Consider the following 21,216-nt stretch of genomic DNA (forward strand, 5'->3'; position numbering starts at 1 on the left):
ATAAAAAATCCACCCTGATAACGGGGTGGATTTTTTTGTTTCAGTGCAGTCCTAATCTTTCAATATTCTCATTTCAACGCGTCGGTTGAGAGCACGCGCTTCGGGAGTATTTGCATTTAAAATAGGTTTCGTTCCACCAAAAGCTTTGGTCTTTACTCGATCCTTGGCAACGCCTTTTGAGACAATGTATTTCTTAACATTGTCAACACGTTCCTGTGAAAGTTCCATATTCTTCTTGGGATTACCCTGATTGTCTGTATGCCCTTCCAGTTGGATCTCCAGTTTGGAATTGTCTTTCATCATGACCACCACTTCATCAAGGCCTGGAAACGACTTAGGATTAATGATTGCCTTACCCTGTTCAAAGATTAGATGATCCAATACAATTGTCTCACCCTTCTTGGTCAGCACAATGTCGCGGACTACATTATTATTTAAATCAATATCCTTTGGATCAACGAGCGCTGTACCAGAGATATATCCCTCTGCGTCAGCAGTGATCTGATATTTGGATGATCCGAAGATTGGAAAAGAGAAGGTACTATCATTGAAACGACCTGTCAGACTTCCTGTTGGATAGCTTTTGTAAAATATCTTCGCCTTGATTCCCTTCTTTGTGATTGCATCCATGATCTTGCCCCTGGCGGTGATCTCCTTTTGCTGAGCTGAGACGCTGAATGAAATGACTGATATAAGAATGATCGGGAAAAGCTTCATAGTGTTGGGTCTATGAAATCAAAAGTAGCAAATTTTGGGCCGGTGGTCAGAGCTGAAAAGCGTTGATGGAAGAAACGATAATGAAAAGCCCACGATTCATAACCGTGGGCTTGTATATATTTTGATTAAATGATCAAAGATCCAACTCAATCGTCTGGCCTGCAGTGAAAACACCCGACTTGCTTTCCTTAGGTGTCTTAGGCTTCAGGGGTTTCTGAATCTTTACTTCTTTTTCATCTTTTTCTGGCTTTTCCCCGAAGAGGCTTGCTTGCTCCGGCTTTTGCTTTTTTGGCTGGCTTTGATCCCTTGGCTGGAGCTTTTGCGCTGGTTTTTTTGGCTGGGCGAAGAGGTCCGGCTGACTTTCCTTTTCGCTGGCTGGATCTGTTTCCGATTTTTTTTTTGACGACTGAGAATCCTTTCCGGATTCAGTCGCCACCAACTCATTGTCGTCGTCTCCTTCTTCGAGACCAGAATCTTCCGGATCCTCAACCGGTCTCACTTTAGTAACCTTATGCTGAGAAAGTCGGTTGCCGAGTGCCTTCCAACCTTTAACATCAATGATGTCTTCAAGGTTAACTACCTCAGTTTCTTTGTCTTTACCTTTTCCCTTCACAAGCTCAACTTCTATCTCAGGAGAGTCAGAAGTGGTAACAAACTCCAATCGCGAACCGATGCCTTCAGAGATAAATCCAAACTCTTTATCGGTTGTATTGGTCTCAATCTGGAAGCGCTTTACAAAATACTGCTTGCTCTCTCCATCAATGTATACTGCTGATATTGCTTTCTTAGGATTAAGCTTCTCAACAAGGATGGTCTTCTCTGGCTCATAGCGGTTGCTGAGATCATATGAAGTGATCTTGTACGATCCACTCTTGGTAATCGCCAGTATCTGATCATCTCCGTCAAATTTCCCAACATGCTTGCCACGCTTTTCCTTATTCAGTCTGCCAGAGGCCTCATCGAACCAAAGATCAAGCCCACTGAGCGTTGAACCTTTTGCCTCCTTGAAGTCTACCTTGCGAACAGGATATTTAGTGATGGTATTCCCCCTCGCTCCACGTCCCTTGATCTCAAGCTCTGAGAAGTCAAAATCAAAGACCTTCTTGCGCGCTGTACTCGATTGGCTAAGTTTCACCTCCACGACTTCAGCATCTCCATTTGGATTGGCGCTGAGGTACTGGACTTTGCTGTTAGGATTACCCTGATCCAGGTTGTATTCCTTATCCCGGATGATGGCTGGCATGGAGAATCTCTTGGCGAATGCTTTCCCGCTCTTGCCATCGCTGTAGATAAGGTTATAGACCATGCGTTCGTCACCTTTTTTCCAGATTCCAACGTACATAATATCCTTACCCATGTAAACTTTCTCTGAAATACGCTTCACAACGGCCTTGCCGTCTCTGCGGATTGCAATGATGTCATCAAGCTCCGAACAGTCGGCGATGAACTCATCACGCTTCAATCCCCACCCAATAAAGCCGTCTTCACGGTTCACATAGAGCTTCTGATTGTTTGCGATTACGTCGGTGGCTGTTACAGACTGGAAGCTCTTTATCTCGGTCTTCCGCTCGCGTCCTTTACCGTACTTATCCAGGAGATTCTGGTAGTAAGCGATCGCAAATTCCGTAAGGTGCTTCAGGTTATGAATAACCTGCTTTAATTCCTTTTCGAGATCTTTCAGAAGCTCATCCGCCTTGAAGGCATCGTACTTGGAAATACGCTTGATTCTGATCTCCAGAAGACGAAGGATATCATCGCGTGTGATCTCACGGTAAAACTGCTTCTTGAATGGCTTTAAACCCTTATCGACCGTCTTGATAACATCTTCAAATGTTTCGCATTGCTCGATATCACGGTAGATCCTGTTCTCAATAAATATTTTCTCAAGAGAAGAGAAGAGGATTTTCTCCATCAACTCTGCCTTTCGTATCTCCAGTTCCTGCTTAAGGAGCCTTACAGTGTGCTCAGTGTTATATTTAAGAATATCACTGACCTTCATGAACATTGGCTTGTCCTTGACGATCACACACGCATTCGGCGAAATAGAAACTTCACAATCTGTGAAAGCATACAAAGCATCAATTGCAATTTCAGGTGACAGGCCAGGCTGAAGATGGATCATGATCTCAACATCCTTGGCTGTATTATCAACCACCTGTTTGACCTTGATCTTTCCTTTTTCACTTGCCTTGACGATAGATTCCATCAAAGAAGTGGTAGTAGTTCCGAAAGGTATCTCCTTGATAACCAGGGCCTTTTTATCAAGTATTTCAATCTTAGCCCTTACCTTGATTTTACCTCCACGCAATCCCTGATCGTATTCAGAAAAATCTGCAATACCACCTGTAAGAAAGTCCGGATAAATCTTGGCGCTCTTTCCTTTCAAAATATCAATAGATGCCTTTATCAACTCACAGAAATTGTGAGGGAGGATCTTTGTAGACAATCCAACAGCAATACCCTCTACTCCCTGCGCTAACAAGAGCGGGAATTTTACAGGCAAAGTCACTGGCTCTTTCTTCCGACCGTCGTATGACAATTGCCACTCTGTAGTTTGTGGATTGTAGACAACATCCAATGCGAATTTGGATGGGCGTGCTTCGATATAACGAGGTGCAGCAGCGCTATCACCAGTTCGAACATCACCCCAGTTACCCTGGGTATCAATTAAAAGATCTTTCTGGCCAATGTTGACGATGGCTTCTCCAATAGCAGCATCACCATGAGGGTGATATTGCATCGTATTTCCAATGACGTTTGCCACCTTATTAAAGCGACCGTCATCCATTTCCTTCAGTGAATGTGCAATTCTACGCTGCACTGGTTTCAATCCATCTTCGATGCGGGGAACAGCGCGCTCCAGGATCACATACGATGCGTAATCGAGAAACCAGTTTTCGTAAAGACCATCGATGGAGATGAGCTCGTGAACAACGTCTTCACTCTTTTCGCTACCCTTTGCTTTTGAAGCTTTCTTCTTACTCATATTAAGTTCTGACTCTTTATATTACTTCCAATTGTTATTTGTTGCCCTCTGACTATGCCTCTTCTTCCACTACTGGCATGGCTTCTTCCTTCACCTGATCCATTTCAATCCGAAGGTTTTCAATAATAAAATCCTGTCGATCCGGAGTGTTCTTACCCATGTAGAATTCCAACGTCTTGATCAGGTGTTTCTCTTTATCAATTCTTACCGGCTGCAAACGGATTTCATCACCAATAAAATTCCCAAATTCTTCCGGAGATATCTCTCCCAATCCTTTGAAGCGTGTTATCTCAGGTTTGTTTCCAAGTTTGGAGACAGCAGCCTGTTTTTCTTCCTCGCTGTAGCAATAGATTGTTTCCTTTTTGTTGCGTACACGGAATAATGGAGTTTCCAGAATATAAACATGACCTGCTTTTACCAGATCGGGGAAGAATTGAAGGAAGAACGTCATCAGCAGAAGACGTATGTGCATGCCGTCAACGTCAGCATCGGTTGCAACAATCACTTTATTATAGCGAAGTCCATCCATGCCATCCTCAATGTTCAGGGCGTGCTGGAGGAGGTTGAATTCCTCATTCTCATACACAACCTTTTTAGTGAGTCCAAAGCAGTTCAGAGGCTTTCCACGCAAGCTGAATACTGCCTGTGTCTCCACATCTCTTGATTTGGTGATCGATCCGCTGGCAGAATCTCCCTCAGTAATAAAGACCACTGATTCTGCACCCTTCTCCCCTTTTTCATCATCAAAATGAAACCTGCAATCGCGAAGTTTCTTGTTGTGAAGATTTGCCTTTTTGGCACGTTCATTGGCAAGCTTCTTAATACCTGCTATTTCCTTGCGCTCACGTTCTGACTGAAGAATCCGCTTTTGCATTGCCTCCGCGATCTTCGGATTTTTATTGAGGTAGATCTCAAGTTCTTTCGCTACAAAGTCGCCGACAAAGTTCTTGACAGTAGCCCCATCAGGTGCCATATAGATAGAACCAAGCTTTGTCTTGGTCTGTGATTCAAACACGGGTTCCTGTACACGAACCGCAATGGCTGCTACAACGCTTGCGCGAATATCGGCTGCATCATAATCCTTCTTGAAATAGTCACGCACACCACGGATCATTCCTTCACGGAAAGCTGCAAGGTGAGTTCCGCCCTGTGTTGTATTCTGACCATTGACAAAAGAGTAATATTCTTCTCCGTACTGATTGCCATGCGTCAGTGCAACTTCAATGTCATCCCCTTTGAAATGAATAATTGGATATTGAATTTCTTCAGCGTCTGACTTGGCTTTTAACAGGTCAAGAAGCCCATCTTTTGAAAAGAATTTCTGACCGTTGTAATTGATTGTAAGGCCTGCGTTGAGGAATGCATAATTCCACATCAGGTCATCGAGGTATTCAAAGATGAAGTGATAGTTTTTGAACATCGTTCCATCTGGCTCAAACTCTACCAGAGTACCGTTGCGATCGCTGGTTTTTGAAAGCTTGCTGTCATTGGTAAGAACACCTTTCTTGAACTCGGCTAATTTTGTCTGACCTTCACGATACGCCTGAACTTTGAAATAGCTTGACAATGCGTTCACAGCTTTGGTACCCACCCCATTCAAACCCACTGATTTCTGGAATGCCCCTGAATCGTACTTTGCGCCTGTATTGATCTTGGAAACAACATCAACAACTTTACCGAGAGGAATACCCCGGCCGTAATCACGAACGACTACTTTCTGATCGGTAATCTTGACATCGATGCTTTTTCCATAGCCCATCATGTGCTCATCGATGCAATTATCCATTACCTCTTTTACAAGGACATAGATACCGTCGTCTTTTGCGGAGCCATCTCCCAGTTTACCGATATACATTCCGGGACGAAGCCGGATATGCTCTCTCCAATCGAGTGACCTGATGCTCGATTCATTATAATCACTACTTTCCTTCGCCATTCAACTTCAGTGGTTAAAATAAAATTATAAGGTTATGATCGCTGCACAGAGACTAAAAAGTAAAGCTGATCAGATCAGTTTATTACAGTTAAAAAAATTCAGTGTGCTGCTTATCAACTCAAGAACGAAAATTTTAAAACGATTTCAATACATGATTTAATCTTTTCAACTACAAATCTTCGCGAAATGACCATGTTTAACTTATTGACAATCAAGTGATAATACTGGTTTTATCCAATCGACTGTTTACTCGTAAATCTTTGTGAAAGTGAATAGATGGGCCACAGAAAGGACCAAATCACTACCAACGCAAGACTGCCATAAATGATATAGCCAATGCTGTTATAGTTGAATCGCTCCTGGCTATTGTAGGCATTCAGAAATTGCAGGGTGACGATGAGGAATAAATTCAGGAAGGCGATGAGTCCATGGAACCATGCTTTGAAATAGTCCCCTTTCTTCAAATACAACTTCGGTATGATAAAGACCATTCCATTAATGACGGCCATCAATCCCAGCATTGCATAGAAAAGACCTTCTCTGGAAATGGAATAAGTATTGCCTTCTGACAGGGATATCTCTTCAGGATAGGAAGCATAATTATACATGAACATACCCACTGTCGTTAGCAGGGACAAAAGCCAAACCCCTTTAAATATCTTCCCAATCATATATTATCTTACAAGGCCGCAAGTTAATAGTTTCATCCTTACAACTTTGTTTTCGGGCTTCCCGATCGTTCAATTTTTTTTGAACTAATTTTACGCCAAACCGGAGCATTCTAAATTTGATCCGCTATGAATATTAATCCGATTATCTTGTCCATCCCCATCTTCTTTATCCTTATTGGGATAGAATTGGTCGTGGAAAGGTTTTCACATAAGAAGCTTTACAGCATGCCTGATTCCGTAGCAAACATCAGCTGTGGAATTACCTCTCAGTTATCCGGTTTGTTTATGCGCGTACTCGCCATCGGTGTATATGAAATAGTGTATGCGAATTTCGCTCTCTTCACCATGGAGAAAACCTGGCTCTACTGGCTCGGACTTTTCCTGCTGACAGACCTAACGTACTACTGGGCACACCGAATGAGTCATGAGGTGAATCTCTTCTGGGGTGGTCACGTTGTTCATCATCAAAGTGAGGAGTACAACCTTTCCGTAGCTCTTCGGCAAAGCAGCTTTCAGGTAGTCTGGACTTTTGCGTTCAGTCTTCCGATCGCGATCATTGGATTCGATACGACGGATTTCATTCTGATCTCTGCTTTAAACACTCTTTATCAGTTCTGGATTCATACAGAAGCCATTAAAAAGATGGGATGGTTTGAATACATTTTCAATACTCCCTCCCATCACCGTGTTCATCATGGAAGAAATCCAAAATATATCGATAAGAACCATGCAGGATCTTTGATCATCTGGGACAAGATGTTTGGAACCTTTCAGGCAGAAGAAGAACAACCTGTGTATGGTATCACAAAACCTATCAATAGCTGGAATCCTATCTGGGCAAACTTTGATCATTATGCCAGCATGGCAACAGATCTGAAAATGATCACTTCCTGGAAGGATAAGTTTAAATACCTGTTCAAAAAACCAGGCTGGCTTCCTGAGAATCTTGGAGGTTATCGTCCTGCTCCATCAATCGACATGGAACGGTACAAGAAGTATCGTACACCTGCTCCTATCTCGTTAAATTATTATGTTCTTTTTCAATACGTAGTATGTCTGATCGGAACTTCTCTCTTTCTCTTTAACCAGCCAAAATTTTCGATGCCGGAAAAGGCAATCATTGCTGCGATGATCTCCCTCGTGGTGGTTAATTGCGGAGTTCTCTTTGAAAACAAGAGTTGGGTAAAAATCGCCGAATGGATCCGCATCCTTTCCTATCCCGCCATCCTCATCATTCTGACTTTTATCAATCAATGGACTTTTAATTATATTCTGATTGCAGTAGGCTACCTGATCATTTCGGCTGCCTGGTTCTATTCTGTATCCAAAAAACTTCATGTCGCAAAAGCTCTATAGTATCCTTCTTATCCTTATTCTATTTTCATGTGGTAAAGATCTGCCAAAGCTTGAAGGGATGGATCTTGATAAATGGAAGAATGACAAGAACGCTTGTCTCGGGGATCGCAAAGAAATGGAGGCAGCCCTTCAAACTGAGAAAACAAAGTTGAAGGGCCTTTCAGAAATGGACATCATCAAACTGCTTGGAAAACCTGATGGCAATGAACTCTCAGAACGCAATCAGAAATTCTACATGTATTATATCAACGCAAGCCCTGCCTGCTCCCTGGCTGACTCTTCTGCAAGAAAGTTGATTCTCCGCTTTAATGCTATGGGCTATGCCCAGTTGACTTCTATCGAGTAATTAGTAACCTAGCTTGTCAATGCATTCTTTGGGATAGGCTGCATGTTTTGCCTTGCTTTCCATGCATAGCTTCGAAGCAAATTAACTTTATCATCCTGCTTGCTATAATCCAGAGGATAGATCAGGGATGGCATGAAAAATATTTCGTTTCCCGATTGGATCATGTCATAGAGTTCTATTTTATAAACACCCGTAAGACTTTTAATCTCAACTTTTTTAATATTCTCAAGAGGCACTATGATCTCATAATCAGGCTGCGTGACATAAAGAAACTCCTGATCGAACTCTACAGCTTTTACACCCAGATAAAGCTTCCATAATCTGTAAATAATAAGACCCGGAAGCCATAGGTTAATAAGATCAAGGGGAAAGGAACTTCGATGGAATGTTCTAAAAATAACAAAAGCTCCAAATGCAGTCATCAATATGATCAGTATCAATAGCCACACTTTGTATAGCTTCACTTTCCCGAAAGAGATGAACGTTATTTTTTGAGCGGCCTTCGACGGCATGAATTCACGTTTATATTTGTAAAGCTAAACTCAAAATCTTAATGAAAAACATCGCTGTAATTGGTTCTGGCACAATGGGCAATGGAATCGCTCATGTTTTTGCTCAGCATGGGTATAGAGTAGCATTAATTGATATCTCAGAAGATTCGCTTAAAAAGGCGATAGCGACTATTGAAAGGAATCTGGGGAGACAGGTGGAGAAGGGTTCTCTTACTTCCGAGGTACGAGATCAGGCAATTAAAAATATCACTACCACTACGTTCCTTAAAGAAGGCGTAAAAGATGCTGAACTTGTCATTGAAGTAGCAACGGAAAATACAGAGTTAAAGCTTAAAATATTCCGTGAGATTGACGAGAGCACCAAACCAGGTACAATCCTGGCGAGCAACACCTCCTCTATCTCAATTACCAGAATAGCTTCAGTCACCAAAAGTCCGGATAAGGTAATTGGTATGCATTTCATGAACCCGGTACCAATCATGAAGCTCGTGGAGGTTATCCGGGGATACAGCACCAGCGATGAGGTGACAAAGACCATCATGGATCTTTCTGTTTCATTGGGGAAAGTTCCTGTTGAGGTAAATGACTATCCTGGATTTGTTGCCAACCGTATTCTAATGCCCATGATCAATGAAGCGATCTATTCACTGTACGAGGGTGTTGCTGGTGTGGAAGAGATTGATACTGTGATGAAGCTGGGCATGGCCCATCCGATGGGACCTCTTCAGCTCGCCGACTTTATAGGATTGGATATTTGCCTTTCAATTCTGAACGTATTGCATTCAGGTTTTGGGAATCCTAAGTACAGTCCATGCCCATTGCTTGTTAACATGGTACAGGCCGGACACAAGGGTGTTAAATCCGGCAGCGGATTCTATAAATATTCTCCCGGAAGTAAGGAGTTGGTGGTAGCAGAAAGGTTTAAGAAATAGCTGCCAATATCATTTCTTAAGCAAGTCCCTTATCTCTGTCAGCAATACAACATCGGCGGGTGGTGGAGCAGGTACTGCAGGCGCCGCCTCTTGTTTCTTTTTAGCACTATTAGCAGCTTTTACAATCAGGAACAATACAAAGGCGATAATTACAAAGTTCAGAACAGCCGAAATGAAGCTTCCGTACTTTACTGTACCCATCACTGTCAGGTCTTCCAGACGCGTCAGGTGAGCAGCTTCAAGAGCCGGTTTCAGCAAAAGTGGTGTTATAACGTTTTCGATAAGTGAGGTCACAATACTATTGAAAGCAGCTCCGATAATAACTCCGACGGCCAAATCAATAACATTGCCTCTAAATACAAAAGCTTTGAATTCTTTAAGCATGGTCGCAGGTTTAGGGTTTTGTTTAGAATAGGCTAAAATATTACATCGCTCATTGGATTACAATGCCTTTAATGCAATTTTAAACGCAAAGCGCTGAAAACGTGGAAGGTGACTTATTCTTAAAGACAATTATTGAAGATCCTGACGGAATGATCGTCTTTTCATTGGATCACAATTATTGCTACACTTTTTTCTCAGCCTCCTATTCCATACTTATGCAGGCAAGGTATGGCACTAAAATTCAAATAGGTGAAAGGCCACCTGAACTTATCAAAGACCCAGGTTCCATTCAAAAGTTTCGAGATGTATTCACAAGAATTGCCAAAGGCGAGACATTTACATTAGAGGAAGAGTTTATCAACGCTTCCCTCTCCTTCACGTTTTTCCAGGTGCATTATTGTCCCATCAAAAACACTCAGGGAAAAATTGATGGTTGCTCTGCCTACATGATTGATGTAACTCCTGCACGCACTGCCTTTCGGAAACAGTCAGAAGCAGAAAGTAATTACGAGATGCTGATGACCAACACGCGGGATGCTGTTTTCGTCATGCATGCAGAAGGACCTGATGAAGGTAAGATCGTTTCTGCCAATGAATCCGCAGCTTTAATGCATGGATATGATCACCATGAATTCGTAGGACTCAATATAAAGGACATCGATTCTCCCGAGGATCGTGAGCGGTTTGATGGTCGTATGAAAGATCTGCTTCATGGTGAGAAACTATCGTTCGAGGTTGTTCATAAGAAAAAGGATGGGTCACTTTTCTCGCTGGAGGTCATCACATGGCTGATCACAGTTAATAATGAAAAGTTCACAATGTCCATCAATCGGGACATTACTGAGCAAAGGGAAATCATTGAAGCCGTTCGTGAACGTGAAAAGTTTATTGAGAGTATTGCCAACTCATCACCGGATATCATTTACGTTTTTGATTTTATTGAAAGAAAAAACATCTACAGCAACCGACTTATGGCTGCAGCACTTGGATTTTCTGCAGAAGAAATAGCGAAGGCAAGCAATTCTGCTTTCAGCGGTTTGCTCCATCCGGAAGATCTTGAAATGCTTTCCGCTAAACTTTTACGCTGGGAAAATGCAACGGATACAGATGTAATTGAAACAGAATTCAGAATGAAAAACCATGCCGGCGAATGGCGATGGTTCCTTGCAAGAGATACTGTATTCAAAAGAGATAAAAACGGGAAAGTCATTCAAACAGTAGGAACTGCTCAGGATCGTACAGAAAGTAAGAAGGCACAGATCGATCTGAAGCAAAGTGAAGAACGATTCCAGAGACTGCAGGAGGCATCCTTCGGCGGGATTGGTATTCACGACATGGGTAAAATGATCGATGCCAATCAGGGTCTGGCCAACATGACGGGGTATTCTATTGAAGAACTCATGGGAATGGATGGTTTATTACTCGTTGCCTCAGAATACCGCGAACATGTTACCCAGAAAATACGTACAGGCTATGAGTTGCCTTATGATGTTATCGGTTTGAAGAAAGACGGAACACGGTATCACCTGGAAATCCAGGCTAAGAATATCCCATTTCAAAACAGAATGGTGAGGGTCACTGAATTCAGAGATATCTCGGAAAGGAAACTGATCGAACAATCTATCCGTGAACAAAATATCCGATTGGGAGACATTGCTGATAACCTGACGCGAAAGAATGAACAGCTGGAGGAATTCACACAGATCGTTTCACATAATCTTAGAGCACCTGTTGGCAACATTGTCACTCTCCTTTCTCTTTATGATTCAGCAGATTCAGAAGAGCGCGATGAATATCTCAAGCATCTTAAGAATTCAAGCAATCTCTTACTGGGAACTCTCAATGAATTGAATGAGGTACTTAAGATCAAGCAGACCAAAAAAATAGAAAAACAAGATCTGGAATTCAAAGTGGTGTTTGAGAAAGTATGCCAGATGTTGAGTGCCAGAATCGGAGAGCTGAATGCTGAAATCTATTCTGATTTCACGGAAGTGCCTTATGTTCAGTATCCTAATATTTACCTCGAAAGCATCCTTTTGAACCTGCTAAGCAACGCTCTGAAATACCATTCACCGAACCGTAAGCCAGTCATCAATATATACACGCATCAAAAGGAAAAAAAGGTTATACTGCAAATGTCTGACAACGGACTAGGGATAAACCTTGATAAATACGGTCATCAGATATTTAAAATGAGAAAGACATTCCATAAACATCCTGAAAGCCGTGGACTGGGATTATTTCTTATAAAAAGCCAGATTGAATCAATGGGCGGAGAAATCAGCCTGACGAGTGAAGTTGACAAAGGGACTACTTTTTATATTAAACTTGTACAATGATCGAAAACTCTACACAACCAGTAATTGCTGTTATTGATGATGATTCTGTGTATCAGTTTACTGCTTCAAGAACATTGAAAGCAACGAAGCTGACCGATCAGATTTTACAGTTTCCAAATGGTCAAGAGGCACTCACTTTCCTTCATAACAATGCTACCGATCCAGGAAAACTTCCTGATATTATCTTTCTCGATATCAATATGCCGATCACAGACGGATGGATGTTTCTCGATGAGTTCAGAAAATCCAAAGACGAGTTTGCAAAGAAGATGAGAATATTCATGGTGAGTTCTTCGATCGATCCAAGAGATCTTAATCGCGCAAAGAGCAATCCTGAAGTTGAAGATTATGTAGAGAAGCCAATCAGCCTTAACAGATTCTCCGAATTACTCGGGCCTTCTGCAAAGGAAATTCTCTAGTTGACGGTCTTTAACTGATTCCGCAATCCGCGAAAGCTGATCAGCTCAAGTCCTGTAGATCCAATAAACATCTTTGCCTGGATCTTTACAGGAATCTTATTCATATCGTCTGATATCCAGCACAGGATTGAATCTTCGCCATCAAACATGGAATTGGCGGGCATCACTGGTCTGAGCTTATGACAACGGATCTTTCCTACTCTGGTATCAACAACGTCCTTTCCAACATAAATAATCTTGAGATTGTAGGCTGCGTCTTCCAGGAAACCGGAAAGAACAATAGTATCTCCTTTTATGACTTTGGCGAAATCAATTACACGAAGGTGTAAGAAACCTGCCACCAGATCTTTCGTGTTTTTAGGAACGTCAAAAGACTTGACATCATCTTTACCAGTATCTCTGTTCTTGACTTTTACTTCTACTTTATTCTTGGCATGGTCAAATGTCACCAGTTCATCACGGCGGTATTTGCCTTCCTTTAATTTACGATAAGCAACCTGTGTATTTAAAGAAGCCGTATCAATGTATGCGCCCCAGTTATCATCCACTTTGGAAATCCAGGAAATCCATCCGCTGGTCTCACCAAAAGCATCTACCTTATAACATGGGCGTGAGTTGATTTCATGGATTTTATTGTCAACACGGGTAATTCCTTTCCCAACCGTCATGAAGCCGAAGTTGACGCGATACTCCAGCTCTTCACCGGCACTGTAACTGTTGTTCTTTGTAACGGGAATAACCTTTTTCTGGGCAGCCAGAAAGCTGCTTAAGGCAACCATGGCCAGGAGAGACACTATCAGCTTCTTCATTTAACAAATTTAATCGAAGTAATGACTTCAAAGGCCATGCCATGAAACAGATTTGGAACGTTTTCCCTCAGATTACGCTGATTTAAAGCATGATATTCCTCCTGAATTATGCTGATATCTGATTATCCCTCAACGCATCATTTAAAGACGTCTTCTTATCAGTGCTTTCTTTTCGTTTGCCAATAATCAACGCACAGGGAACATGATATTCTCCGGAAGGAAAATTCTTTGGAATTGTTCCTGGAATCACAACCGATCTTTCCGGAACGAATGACTTGTATTCTACAGGAGAAGGTCCCGTTACATCAATAATTTTGGAACTTCCTGTCAACACTACATTGGCGCCAAGTACTGCTTCCTTTCCAACACGAACTCCTTCTACAACAATGCAGCGTGAGCCAACAAAAACATTATCCTCAATAATAACCGGTGCCGCCTGGATTGGCTCCAGAACACCGCCAATTCCTACACCACCGCTGAGATGAACATTCTTTCCTATCTGAGCGCAGCTTCCCACAGTCGCCCAAGTATCCACCATTGTTCCTTCATCTACATACGCGCCAATGTTCACATAAGATGGCATGAGAATCACACCCTTACTGATATAAGCACCGTGACGGGCAACCGCATGCGGCACCACCCTCACTCCTAGTTCTTTATAATTTCTTTTGAGTGGAATTTTATCATGAAACTCCAATGGCCCCACTTCAATAGTTTCCATTTGCTGAATAGGAAAGTAAAGTATGACGGCCTTCTTGATCCACTCATTTACATTCCACTGTCCATTGACCGGATCAGCAACCCTTATCCTGCCTTTATCCAACTGAGCAACCACTTCCCGTATCGCTTGCTGGGTTTCAGGAGTTTTTAATAATTCACGGTTATCCCAGGCTTTTTCAATTTGTTCGCGGAGTTCCATTTTAATCCTATTTTTAAATCGTGGCGCAAGAACGAAAAAAAAGGAGAATTGTCCTCGCTTCTATCCTTAAACCGGTAGATGATACACGCATGTTTGAGAAGATGGGGGTCACTTTGGCGAAAGAAGGCTCATACGACGTGATCATTATCGGATATCCGGCAGCCCACATTCCCTCTTATAATGGAATAAGATTTATTCCTCTGAAAACTTTTCCGCGACTAAGCTTCAAACGTCTCATGGCGAAGTGGGAAGTATTCAGAAAGGTTTGGAAGGTAAAACCGGATTCCCTGGTCATTACCACTCATGAATTACTATTCCCTGCCGTATTATTGAAGATACTTCTGAACATCTCTATCGTTTATGATGTGCGGGAGAACTACTACCGTAATATTCTGCACTCAGGAAGTTTCGGGTGGCTGATCCGCTGGCCACTGGCACTCGCCACCCGATTCAAAGAAAAGCTTCTCGCACCCTCTGTAGATTATTTCTTTCTTGCCGAACAGGGTTATGAAAAGGAATTCAAGTTCTATCGCAGCGGATGGAAGGTGATAGAGAACAAAGCCATCCTTTCTGATCATACCTTATATGAAAGGTCATCGAATCGTAAGCTGAACCTGTTATTCTCAGGGACGCTTTCCGAAAGCACCGGGGTATTTCAGGCGATTGAACTGGCCAAACAAATATACTTGTTGAATGATCAGGTACGTCTCACCATCATCGGATTGGCTTCAAAGAAATCAGAACAGGATAAGATTCAAAGTACCGTTCAGATGCATTCCTTTATCACACTGATTGGTGGTGATCGTTTGGTTTCTCATCATGAGATCGTTCAGCAGATAAAACAAGCCGATTTTGGAATCCTTGCCTACCCTTCCTCAAGTCACACCCTCAATTCACATCCAACCAAGCTCTATGAGTATCTCGGATATGGATTGCCAATCATTCTGAATTCCAAATGGCCCTGGATTGATCAGTATCTTAAATATCAACCCTTTGTTTTTACAGACTTCAATCATCCCGATTATCCACAGCTCCTGAATTCACTGATCACAGGCGAGTTTTATCCTGTAAAACCTTCAAACGTCAGTTGGGAGTCAGAAGAAGCCACATTTCTTGCTTCTCTGGGCAATTTATAGTCTAAAATATTTTTTAGACTAATCTAAACTTTTAACTTTGCCGATCGGTAAACCAATTATGCTCAGCCTCACAGAAGAGAATTACCTCAAAGCAGTTTATCACTTGTCGGATGGCGGCGCAAAAGCCGTAATGACCAATGAACTGGCGGAAGCAATGCAGACCAAGGCAGCGTCTGTTACTGACATGATCAAGAAGCTGTCAGTGAAAGAGCTGATCAGCTACGAGCGTTATTATGGAGTCAACATTACCACAAAGGGAAAGACGCAGGCATTGCAGATCATTCGCCGTCACCGCTTATGGGAAACATTCCTGGTTGAGAAGCTGGGATTCACCTGGGATGAAGTGCATGAAGTGGCAGAACAGCTTGAGCACATCCAATCCTCACGGCTCACAGACAAGCTTGACGAATATCTCGGGTTTCCGAAAGTAGATCCGCATGGAGATCCTATTCCTGATCAACAGGGAAAGATCAAGCTCCTTCCACAGATCGCTTTGGACCAATTAAAGACAGGTGTGAAAGCAGTCATCTGTTCTGTAAAAGACAGTGATCCTAACCTGCTCATCTATCTCGACAAGATTGGTGCAAAGCCAGGAAAGAAAATAGAAGTCGTAAGTCGTGAACCGTATGATGAATCCGTTGAGATCATCCTGGAGAAGAAGAAAATGTTTGTATCAAAAGAAGTTTCCAAAAATATATTGCTGACAGTAAAATTATGACGGATAGAAAATCATTGAGCGAGGTGAATGCCTCGATTGATTCAACTAACCGCAAAGGGTGGAGAAAGCTGCTGGCATTTTTAGGGCCTGCATATTTAGTTAGTGTCGGGTATATGGATCCAGGCAACTGGGCAACGGACATTGCTGGAGGAAGCAAATTCGGCTATTCATTGATATGGGTTCTCCTGATGTCCAACATCATGGCATTGCTGCTGCAAAGTCTGAGCGCACGTCTTGGAGTTGTCAGGCAGCTTGATCTCGCGCAGGCATCACGAAAGACGTATCATCCGGTCATCAATTTTATTTTATGGATTCTTGCGGAGATTGCCATTGCCGCATGCGATCTCGCAGAAGTGCTTGGAATGGCGATTGGCCTGAAGCTTCTTTTTGGAATTCCTTTGATCTGGGGAGTGTCGATCACCGTATTGGATACTTTGCTTTTGCTCTTGCTGCAAAGCTATGGCATGAGGAAAATAGAATTATTCATCATCAGTCTCGTGGCCATTATCGGTACCTCATTTCTGGTGGAGATGATCCTTGCAAAGCCTGATCTCGGTGAACTTGCGGTAGGATTCATTCCAACACTACCTGGTGATGGTGCATTGTATATCGCCATCGGAATTATCGGGGCAACAGTAATGCCGCACAATCTTTATCTCCACTCCTCTCTGGTGCAGACCCGTCGCATCGATCAAAGTGAAAAAGGAATCTGGTCTGCGATCAAATACAACTTCATCGACTCAGCAATTGCCCTGAACGCAGCATTCTTTGTAAATGCTGCAATATTAATACTGGCCGCCTCTACATTCTATAAAGCCGGTATGTTTGAAGTGGCGGATATTGAAGATGCACACAAGTTTCTTACACCATTGCTGGGAAGTGAGTGGGCTTCTATACTATTTGGTGTAGCATTGCTGGCAGCAGGTCAGAGTTCGACTATTACGGGTACCCTTGCCGGACAGATTGTAATGGAAGGTTACCTGAATCTTCGTATTGCAGCATGGCTACGCAGGCTGATCACGCGTATCATCGCGATTATCCCGGCATACATCGTCATCATTCTTTATGGAGAAAATGAAACGGGCACATTGCTTGTGTTTAGTCAGGTGGTGCTGAGCTTGCAGTTGGGTTTTGCCATCATTCCTTTGATTCACTTCAACAGTGATAAAGAGAAGATGGGAATTTTTGTGATCAAACCATGGCTGAAAGTTGCATCGTGGCTGATCGCAGGGATCATTATCTCTCTTAACATAAAATTAGTATCGGAAGAAATCATTGGATGGATGGACGCCGCAAAAGATAAAGCGTGGATCGTTTGGATTACTGCCGTCCCTGTTGCGCTTGCTGCCGGTGGATTATTACTTTACATTACCGCTAAGCCATTCTTTGAGAAGCGTGTGAAAGAGAAAGAGGTCAAAATTCCTCATGGCACCGCTGCTGTACTGGAAGATCTTGAGAAGCCGATCTATAAGAAGGTGGCAATCTGCATTGACTTCTCTTCAATCGACACACTGGCAATAAGAAGTGCCGTGGCACAGGGTGGAAAAGATGCAGACTACCTGCTGGTACACATTGTGGAGACAGCCGGCGCGATGGTGTATGGCAGTGAGATTGCCGATCGTGAATCCAAAGAAGATACAGCCGCACTGGAAGTTTATCTGAAGCAGTTGGAAGATCTCGGATATCGGGCGGTGATTAAGATCGGATATGGAAATCCAAGAAGGAGAATACCTGAGATGGTGAAAGAATTTGATTCAGATCTGCTGGTCATGGGTGCTCATGGTCATACGTTAATAAAAGACCTGATCTTTGGAACAACCCTGGATACGGTAAGACACAGGGTTTCAATACCAATGCTGATCGTTAGGGAAAAATAGTTGACGAAGGAAAGTGGCAATAAACAACAATCAATTTAGTGAAGTAATTGTAGCTCCTGCAACACCTCCGGGTGTAGGTGCGCTCGCGATCATACGATTGTCGGGAGACCAAGCGATTACCCTTACACAAAAAGTGTTTGTTGGAAAGAATCTTTCAGAACAGCTTTCCCATACTCTGCATCTTGGGCTGATCAAAGATGGTGAAGAGGTGATTGATGAAGTTGTCGTTTCGATCTTCAAAGCACCTAATTCATTCACGAAAGAGAATTCAATAGAGATATCCTGTCATGGATCGCAATTGATTGTTCAACGTATCATTACCGCACTGATCAAGAACGGAGCAACGCTTGCGGGCCCGGGTGAATTCACCAAACGAGCTTTCCTAAATGGCCGTTTTGATCTCACACAGGCGGAAGCAGTGGCAGATCTCATTAATTCAGAAACCGATAATGCCCGTCAGGCAGCATTGAATCAGATGCGCGGTGGATTCTCAAAAGAAATCCAAAAGCTTCGTGAAGAGTTGATTCACTTTGCATCGTTGATCGAACTGGAGCTCGACTTTGGTGAGGAAGATGTTGAGTTTGCAAAACGGGATGACCTGAGGAAGCTAATCTTCAGAATACAATCATTCATTGCTTCCCTCCTGACTTCCTTTCAGCAAGGAAATGTTATTAAGAATGGAGTGCCTACGGTGATTGCCGGCAAGCCCAATGCAGGCAAATCAACATTGCTGAATGCTTTATTGAAAGAAGAGAAAGCCATTGTCTCCGAGATCGCCGGAACAACGAGAGATGTCATTGAAGACGAAATGATTCTGGAGGGAGTTAACTTCCGTTTCATTGACACTGCTGGCTTGCGCGACACCACCGACACGATTGAAGCGATCGGTGTCAGTCGCACGAAAGAGCAATTGAAGAAGGCATCATTAGTGCTGTACCTGGTAGATCTTGGTAATACCAATCTCCATGAGATTCAGACTGAGCTTAAAGAGTTGGAGGAATTAACAGTACCGATTATTAAAGTCGGAAACAAAGTTGATAAGGCAGTTCCTGCCCTGCTACGCGAATTGGAAGCACAGGACTTCATTTTTATTTCTGCGACACACAAGACCAATCTCTCAAAACTTCGGGAGAAGATCCTTTCCAGATTTCATGTAGATCATGTAAAGCAAGGCGACGTGATCATTACAAATCTTCGTCATTATCAGAGTCTGACCGAAACAAATGAAGCACTTAACAGAGTGCTGACCGGCATGGATAAAGGTGTTACGGGCGACTTCATGGCGATGGATGTTAGGAATGCATTACACCATCTTGGGTTGATCACAGGACAAATATCGACAGAGGATCTGCTGGAGAATATTTTTAGCAGGTTTTGTATCGGCAAATAGGGCTCCTCAAAATCCCTAACAAAACACAATCAACTCTTTGTATTTCAATACGTTACAAAATTAAGCGTTCGGCTTGATTAGGCATTTGCCCTGCTTATTTGGGTACTTTATGCTAAGATTTTGCTACGCGTCGCAAAAGATTTTAAGCGCGTCGCAAAAAGTGAAGGAGCTGGTCAGCGGATGGCACTCCTGGGCACCTACAGACATATAAGGGCATAAACTGACACAGTCGAACGGTAACGAAAAATTGAAACATGAGCTCTAACATTTCACTTCAGAAAATCTGCGAAGAATGCGCGCAGCCCTTTATAGCCAAAACGCTTGTTACCCGCTTCTGCTCTCACCTCTGCAACCGCAGGCACAATAAGAAGAAAGCGACCAACCAACGACTCGCCATTAGCATTGCTCAGGAGATTAACATTTCCAGTCCAGCTGAAACAATGAAGGGAATCGGTAACGACTACCTCAAGCTCCCAGAGGCGGCCGCGATCATGCGGGTCAGCAGACGCACCTTGTTCCGGTTGATTTCAGAGAAGAAGCTCAAATCAAAAAAGGTCCTTGGGCGGACGATCATACTCAAAGAAGACATAAGAGCATTTTTTCAAATTCAATAATCTACTACCACTATGAAAAAGAAAAACGAAGGAGTCGGCAAATCAATCGTGAAACTAAAAAAGAGACTACTGTCCAATGGTAATTATTCTCTTTATCTGGAATGTTACTGGAAGGGCGAGCGAAACTACGAAACACTCAATCTCTATATCAGCAGTGAACCAGGCAGGACAACCGTAGAGCAGAACAAATCCACTCTCCTACTGGCCGATCAGATTCGTGCCCAGCGTGTTGTTGACCTTCAATCCGGAAAATATAAGCTGCAACAAACCAAGGAAAGTGGAAGCTTTATCGAATACTTCGAAGCAATGACGAAGGCACGATTAGGCAGCTATGGCAATTGGGGAAACTGGAAAGGCACACTCAATCATATCAGAACGTTTGCAAAAGGAAAGGATGTCCGATTTATGGATGTTGATGAACAATGGCTCGTTGCCTTTAAGAACTTCCTTTTAACAGAGAAACTAACGTCAGCAAAGACAAAACTTAGTCAAAACTCCTGCTATTCATACTACAACAAAGTGAAAGCATGCCTCAGACTTGCCTACGAAGAAAAGTATATCAATGAGAATCCCGCTGCACGGGTTCGGGGCTTTAAGCAAGGAGAAAGCAAACGTGAATTCCTGACCTGGGAAGAGATCCAGGCGATATCCAAAACGTCCTGTCGTATAAGGCTTTTGAAAGAGGCCTTTCTATTCAGTGTACTAACAGGTCTGCGGTGGTCGGATATTATGAAGCTAACGTGGGCTGAGATCAGAGGTAATGAGGTCGACGGATGGTTTCTTCAATACAAACAACAAAAGACGCAAACCCATGAAATTTTACCCATTACCAAACAAGCTCGACTCCTGCTAGGTCAAAAAGGAGATTTGAGTGAGCGGGTATTTCAAGGAGTAAAATATAGTGCCTACACGAATGTAGCACTCAATCAATGGATGATGAGTTCGGGAATTTACAGAAACATCACGTTTCATTGTGCCAGACATACACATGCAACACTGCTGTTATCTAGTGGTGTTGATATCTATACAGTTTCTAAGCTTCTTGGTCATAAACATATTCAGACTACTGAGATCTACACCAAAGTGACAAATATGAAGAAGAATGAAGCTATTGCGAAGATTCCCATTCTAGAGCTATAGTGTCAATACTACAGC

General features: G+C 42.8%; 19 protein-coding genes. 11 read left to right on the forward strand and 8 right to left on the reverse strand.

Translation table 11 applies throughout. The features are described from left to right. Nucleotides 1–51: 51 nt before the first annotated feature. The 4 genes from HOP08_00430 to HOP08_00445 all read right to left on the reverse strand — a co-directional run bounded on the left by HOP08_00430 (nucleotide 52) and on the right by HOP08_00445 (nucleotide 6,253). Nucleotides 52–717, reverse strand: coding sequence for an OmpA family protein (locus HOP08_00430; GenBank protein NOT73360.1), 666 nt, complete (start codon nucleotides 715–717; stop codon nucleotides 52–54). A 133-nt stretch (nucleotides 718–850) separates the two neighbouring features. Next, nucleotides 851–3,703, reverse strand: a complete 2,853-nt coding sequence (locus tag HOP08_00435) for a DNA gyrase/topoisomerase IV subunit A (GenBank protein NOT73361.1) — start codon at nucleotides 3,701–3,703, stop codon at nucleotides 851–853. A gap of 52 nt (nucleotides 3,704–3,755) precedes the next feature. Next, nucleotides 3,756–5,639 (reverse strand): type IIA DNA topoisomerase subunit B, encoded by a 1,884-nt coding sequence (locus HOP08_00440; GenBank protein ID NOT73362.1) that lies wholly within the window; start codon nucleotides 5,637–5,639, stop codon nucleotides 3,756–3,758. Nucleotides 5,640–5,869: 230 nt separating this feature from the next. Next, nucleotides 5,870–6,253, reverse strand: a complete 384-nt coding sequence (locus tag HOP08_00445; protein NOT73363.1) for a hypothetical protein — start codon at nucleotides 6,251–6,253, stop codon at nucleotides 5,870–5,872. A gap of 183 nt (nucleotides 6,254–6,436) precedes the next feature. On the opposite strand from HOP08_00445, the gene HOP08_00450 reads away from it, so the two are divergent. Together HOP08_00450 and HOP08_00455 are read left to right on the forward strand one after the other, a co-directional pair. Beyond that, nucleotides 6,437–7,666: a sterol desaturase family protein gene (locus HOP08_00450; protein NOT73364.1), complete on the forward strand. Its 1,230-nt coding sequence runs from the start codon at nucleotides 6,437–6,439 to the stop codon at nucleotides 7,664–7,666. Next, the gene (locus HOP08_00455; protein ID NOT73365.1) at nucleotides 7,647–8,012 is read left to right on the forward strand and encodes a hypothetical protein; all 366 of its coding nucleotides are present in this window, start codon (nucleotides 7,647–7,649) and stop codon (nucleotides 8,010–8,012) included. The genes HOP08_00450 and HOP08_00455 overlap by 20 nt, the downstream gene beginning before the upstream one ends. An 8-nt stretch (nucleotides 8,013–8,020) precedes the next feature. On the opposite strand, the gene HOP08_00460 is transcribed toward HOP08_00455, so the two are convergent. Further along, the gene (locus HOP08_00460; protein NOT73366.1) at nucleotides 8,021–8,524 is read right to left on the reverse strand and encodes a hypothetical protein; all 504 of its coding nucleotides are present in this window, start codon (nucleotides 8,522–8,524) and stop codon (nucleotides 8,021–8,023) included. Between the two features lie 41 nt (nucleotides 8,525–8,565). Between HOP08_00460 and HOP08_00465 the strand changes: the two genes are divergently transcribed. Next, a complete protein-coding gene (locus HOP08_00465; GenBank protein ID NOT73367.1) occupies nucleotides 8,566–9,456 on the forward strand; it encodes a 3-hydroxybutyryl-CoA dehydrogenase in 891 nt (296 codons plus the stop codon). A 9-nt stretch (nucleotides 9,457–9,465) separates the two neighbouring features. Here the strand turns inward: HOP08_00465 and mscL are convergent, their stop codons facing one another. Next, nucleotides 9,466–9,840 carry a large conductance mechanosensitive channel protein MscL gene (mscL, locus tag HOP08_00470; protein NOT73368.1) on the reverse strand — a complete coding sequence of 125 codons (375 nt, stop codon included), beginning with the start codon at nucleotides 9,838–9,840 and terminating at the stop codon, nucleotides 9,466–9,468. A 101-nt stretch (nucleotides 9,841–9,941) separates the two neighbouring features. Here mscL and HOP08_00475 point away from each other — a divergent pair, with 101 nt between their 5' ends. After that, entirely contained in the window at nucleotides 9,942–12,179 is a 2,238-nt protein-coding gene (locus HOP08_00475; protein NOT73369.1) for a PAS domain S-box protein, read from the forward strand. Beyond that, the gene (locus HOP08_00480; protein ID NOT73370.1) at nucleotides 12,176–12,598 is read left to right on the forward strand and encodes a response regulator; all 423 of its coding nucleotides are present in this window, start codon (nucleotides 12,176–12,178) and stop codon (nucleotides 12,596–12,598) included. The genes HOP08_00475 and HOP08_00480 overlap by 4 nt, the downstream gene beginning before the upstream one ends. Here HOP08_00480 and HOP08_00485 read toward each other — a convergent pair. Together HOP08_00485 and HOP08_00490 are read right to left on the reverse strand one after the other, a co-directional pair. Continuing rightward, nucleotides 12,595–13,407 (reverse strand): DUF3108 domain-containing protein, encoded by an 813-nt coding sequence (locus tag HOP08_00485; GenBank protein ID NOT73371.1) that lies wholly within the window; start codon nucleotides 13,405–13,407, stop codon nucleotides 12,595–12,597. The genes HOP08_00480 and HOP08_00485 overlap by 4 nt on opposite strands. 106 nt (nucleotides 13,408–13,513) lie before the next feature. Further along, nucleotides 13,514–14,326: a 2,3,4,5-tetrahydropyridine-2,6-dicarboxylate N-succinyltransferase gene (locus tag HOP08_00490; protein ID NOT73372.1), complete on the reverse strand. Its 813-nt coding sequence runs from the start codon at nucleotides 14,324–14,326 to the stop codon at nucleotides 13,514–13,516. A gap of 20 nt (nucleotides 14,327–14,346) precedes the next feature. Between HOP08_00490 and HOP08_00495 the strand changes: the two genes are divergently transcribed. From HOP08_00495 to HOP08_00520, 6 genes are all read left to right on the forward strand, one after another. Then, on the forward strand, nucleotides 14,347–15,462 hold the full coding sequence (locus tag HOP08_00495) for a hypothetical protein (protein ID NOT73373.1): 1,116 nt from the start codon (nucleotides 14,347–14,349) through the stop codon (nucleotides 15,460–15,462). A 58-nt stretch (nucleotides 15,463–15,520) separates the two neighbouring features. Then, on the forward strand, nucleotides 15,521–16,180 hold the full coding sequence (locus HOP08_00500) for a metal-dependent transcriptional regulator (protein ID NOT73374.1): 660 nt from the start codon (nucleotides 15,521–15,523) through the stop codon (nucleotides 16,178–16,180). After that, entirely contained in the window at nucleotides 16,177–18,057 is a 1,881-nt protein-coding gene (locus HOP08_00505; GenBank protein NOT73375.1) for an Nramp family divalent metal transporter, read from the forward strand. Before HOP08_00500 ends, HOP08_00505 begins: the two co-directional genes overlap by 4 nt. Nucleotides 18,058–18,070: 13 nt before the next feature. Continuing rightward, nucleotides 18,071–19,447 carry a tRNA uridine-5-carboxymethylaminomethyl(34) synthesis GTPase MnmE gene (gene mnmE / locus HOP08_00510; GenBank protein ID NOT73376.1) on the forward strand — a complete coding sequence of 459 codons (1,377 nt, stop codon included), beginning with the start codon at nucleotides 18,071–18,073 and terminating at the stop codon, nucleotides 19,445–19,447. Between the two features lie 254 nt (nucleotides 19,448–19,701). Then, entirely contained in the window at nucleotides 19,702–20,061 is a 360-nt protein-coding gene (locus HOP08_00515) for a helix-turn-helix domain-containing protein (GenBank protein ID NOT73377.1), read from the forward strand. 12 nt (nucleotides 20,062–20,073) lie between these two features. Next, a complete protein-coding gene (locus tag HOP08_00520) occupies nucleotides 20,074–21,201 on the forward strand; it encodes a site-specific integrase (GenBank protein NOT73378.1) in 1,128 nt (375 codons plus the stop codon). The last annotated feature ends 15 nt before the right edge of the window (nucleotides 21,202–21,216 follow it).

The sequence above is a fragment of the Cyclobacteriaceae bacterium genome (genome assembly GCA_013141055.1).
GTDB lineage: Bacteria > Bacteroidota > Bacteroidia > Cytophagales > Cyclobacteriaceae > ELB16-189.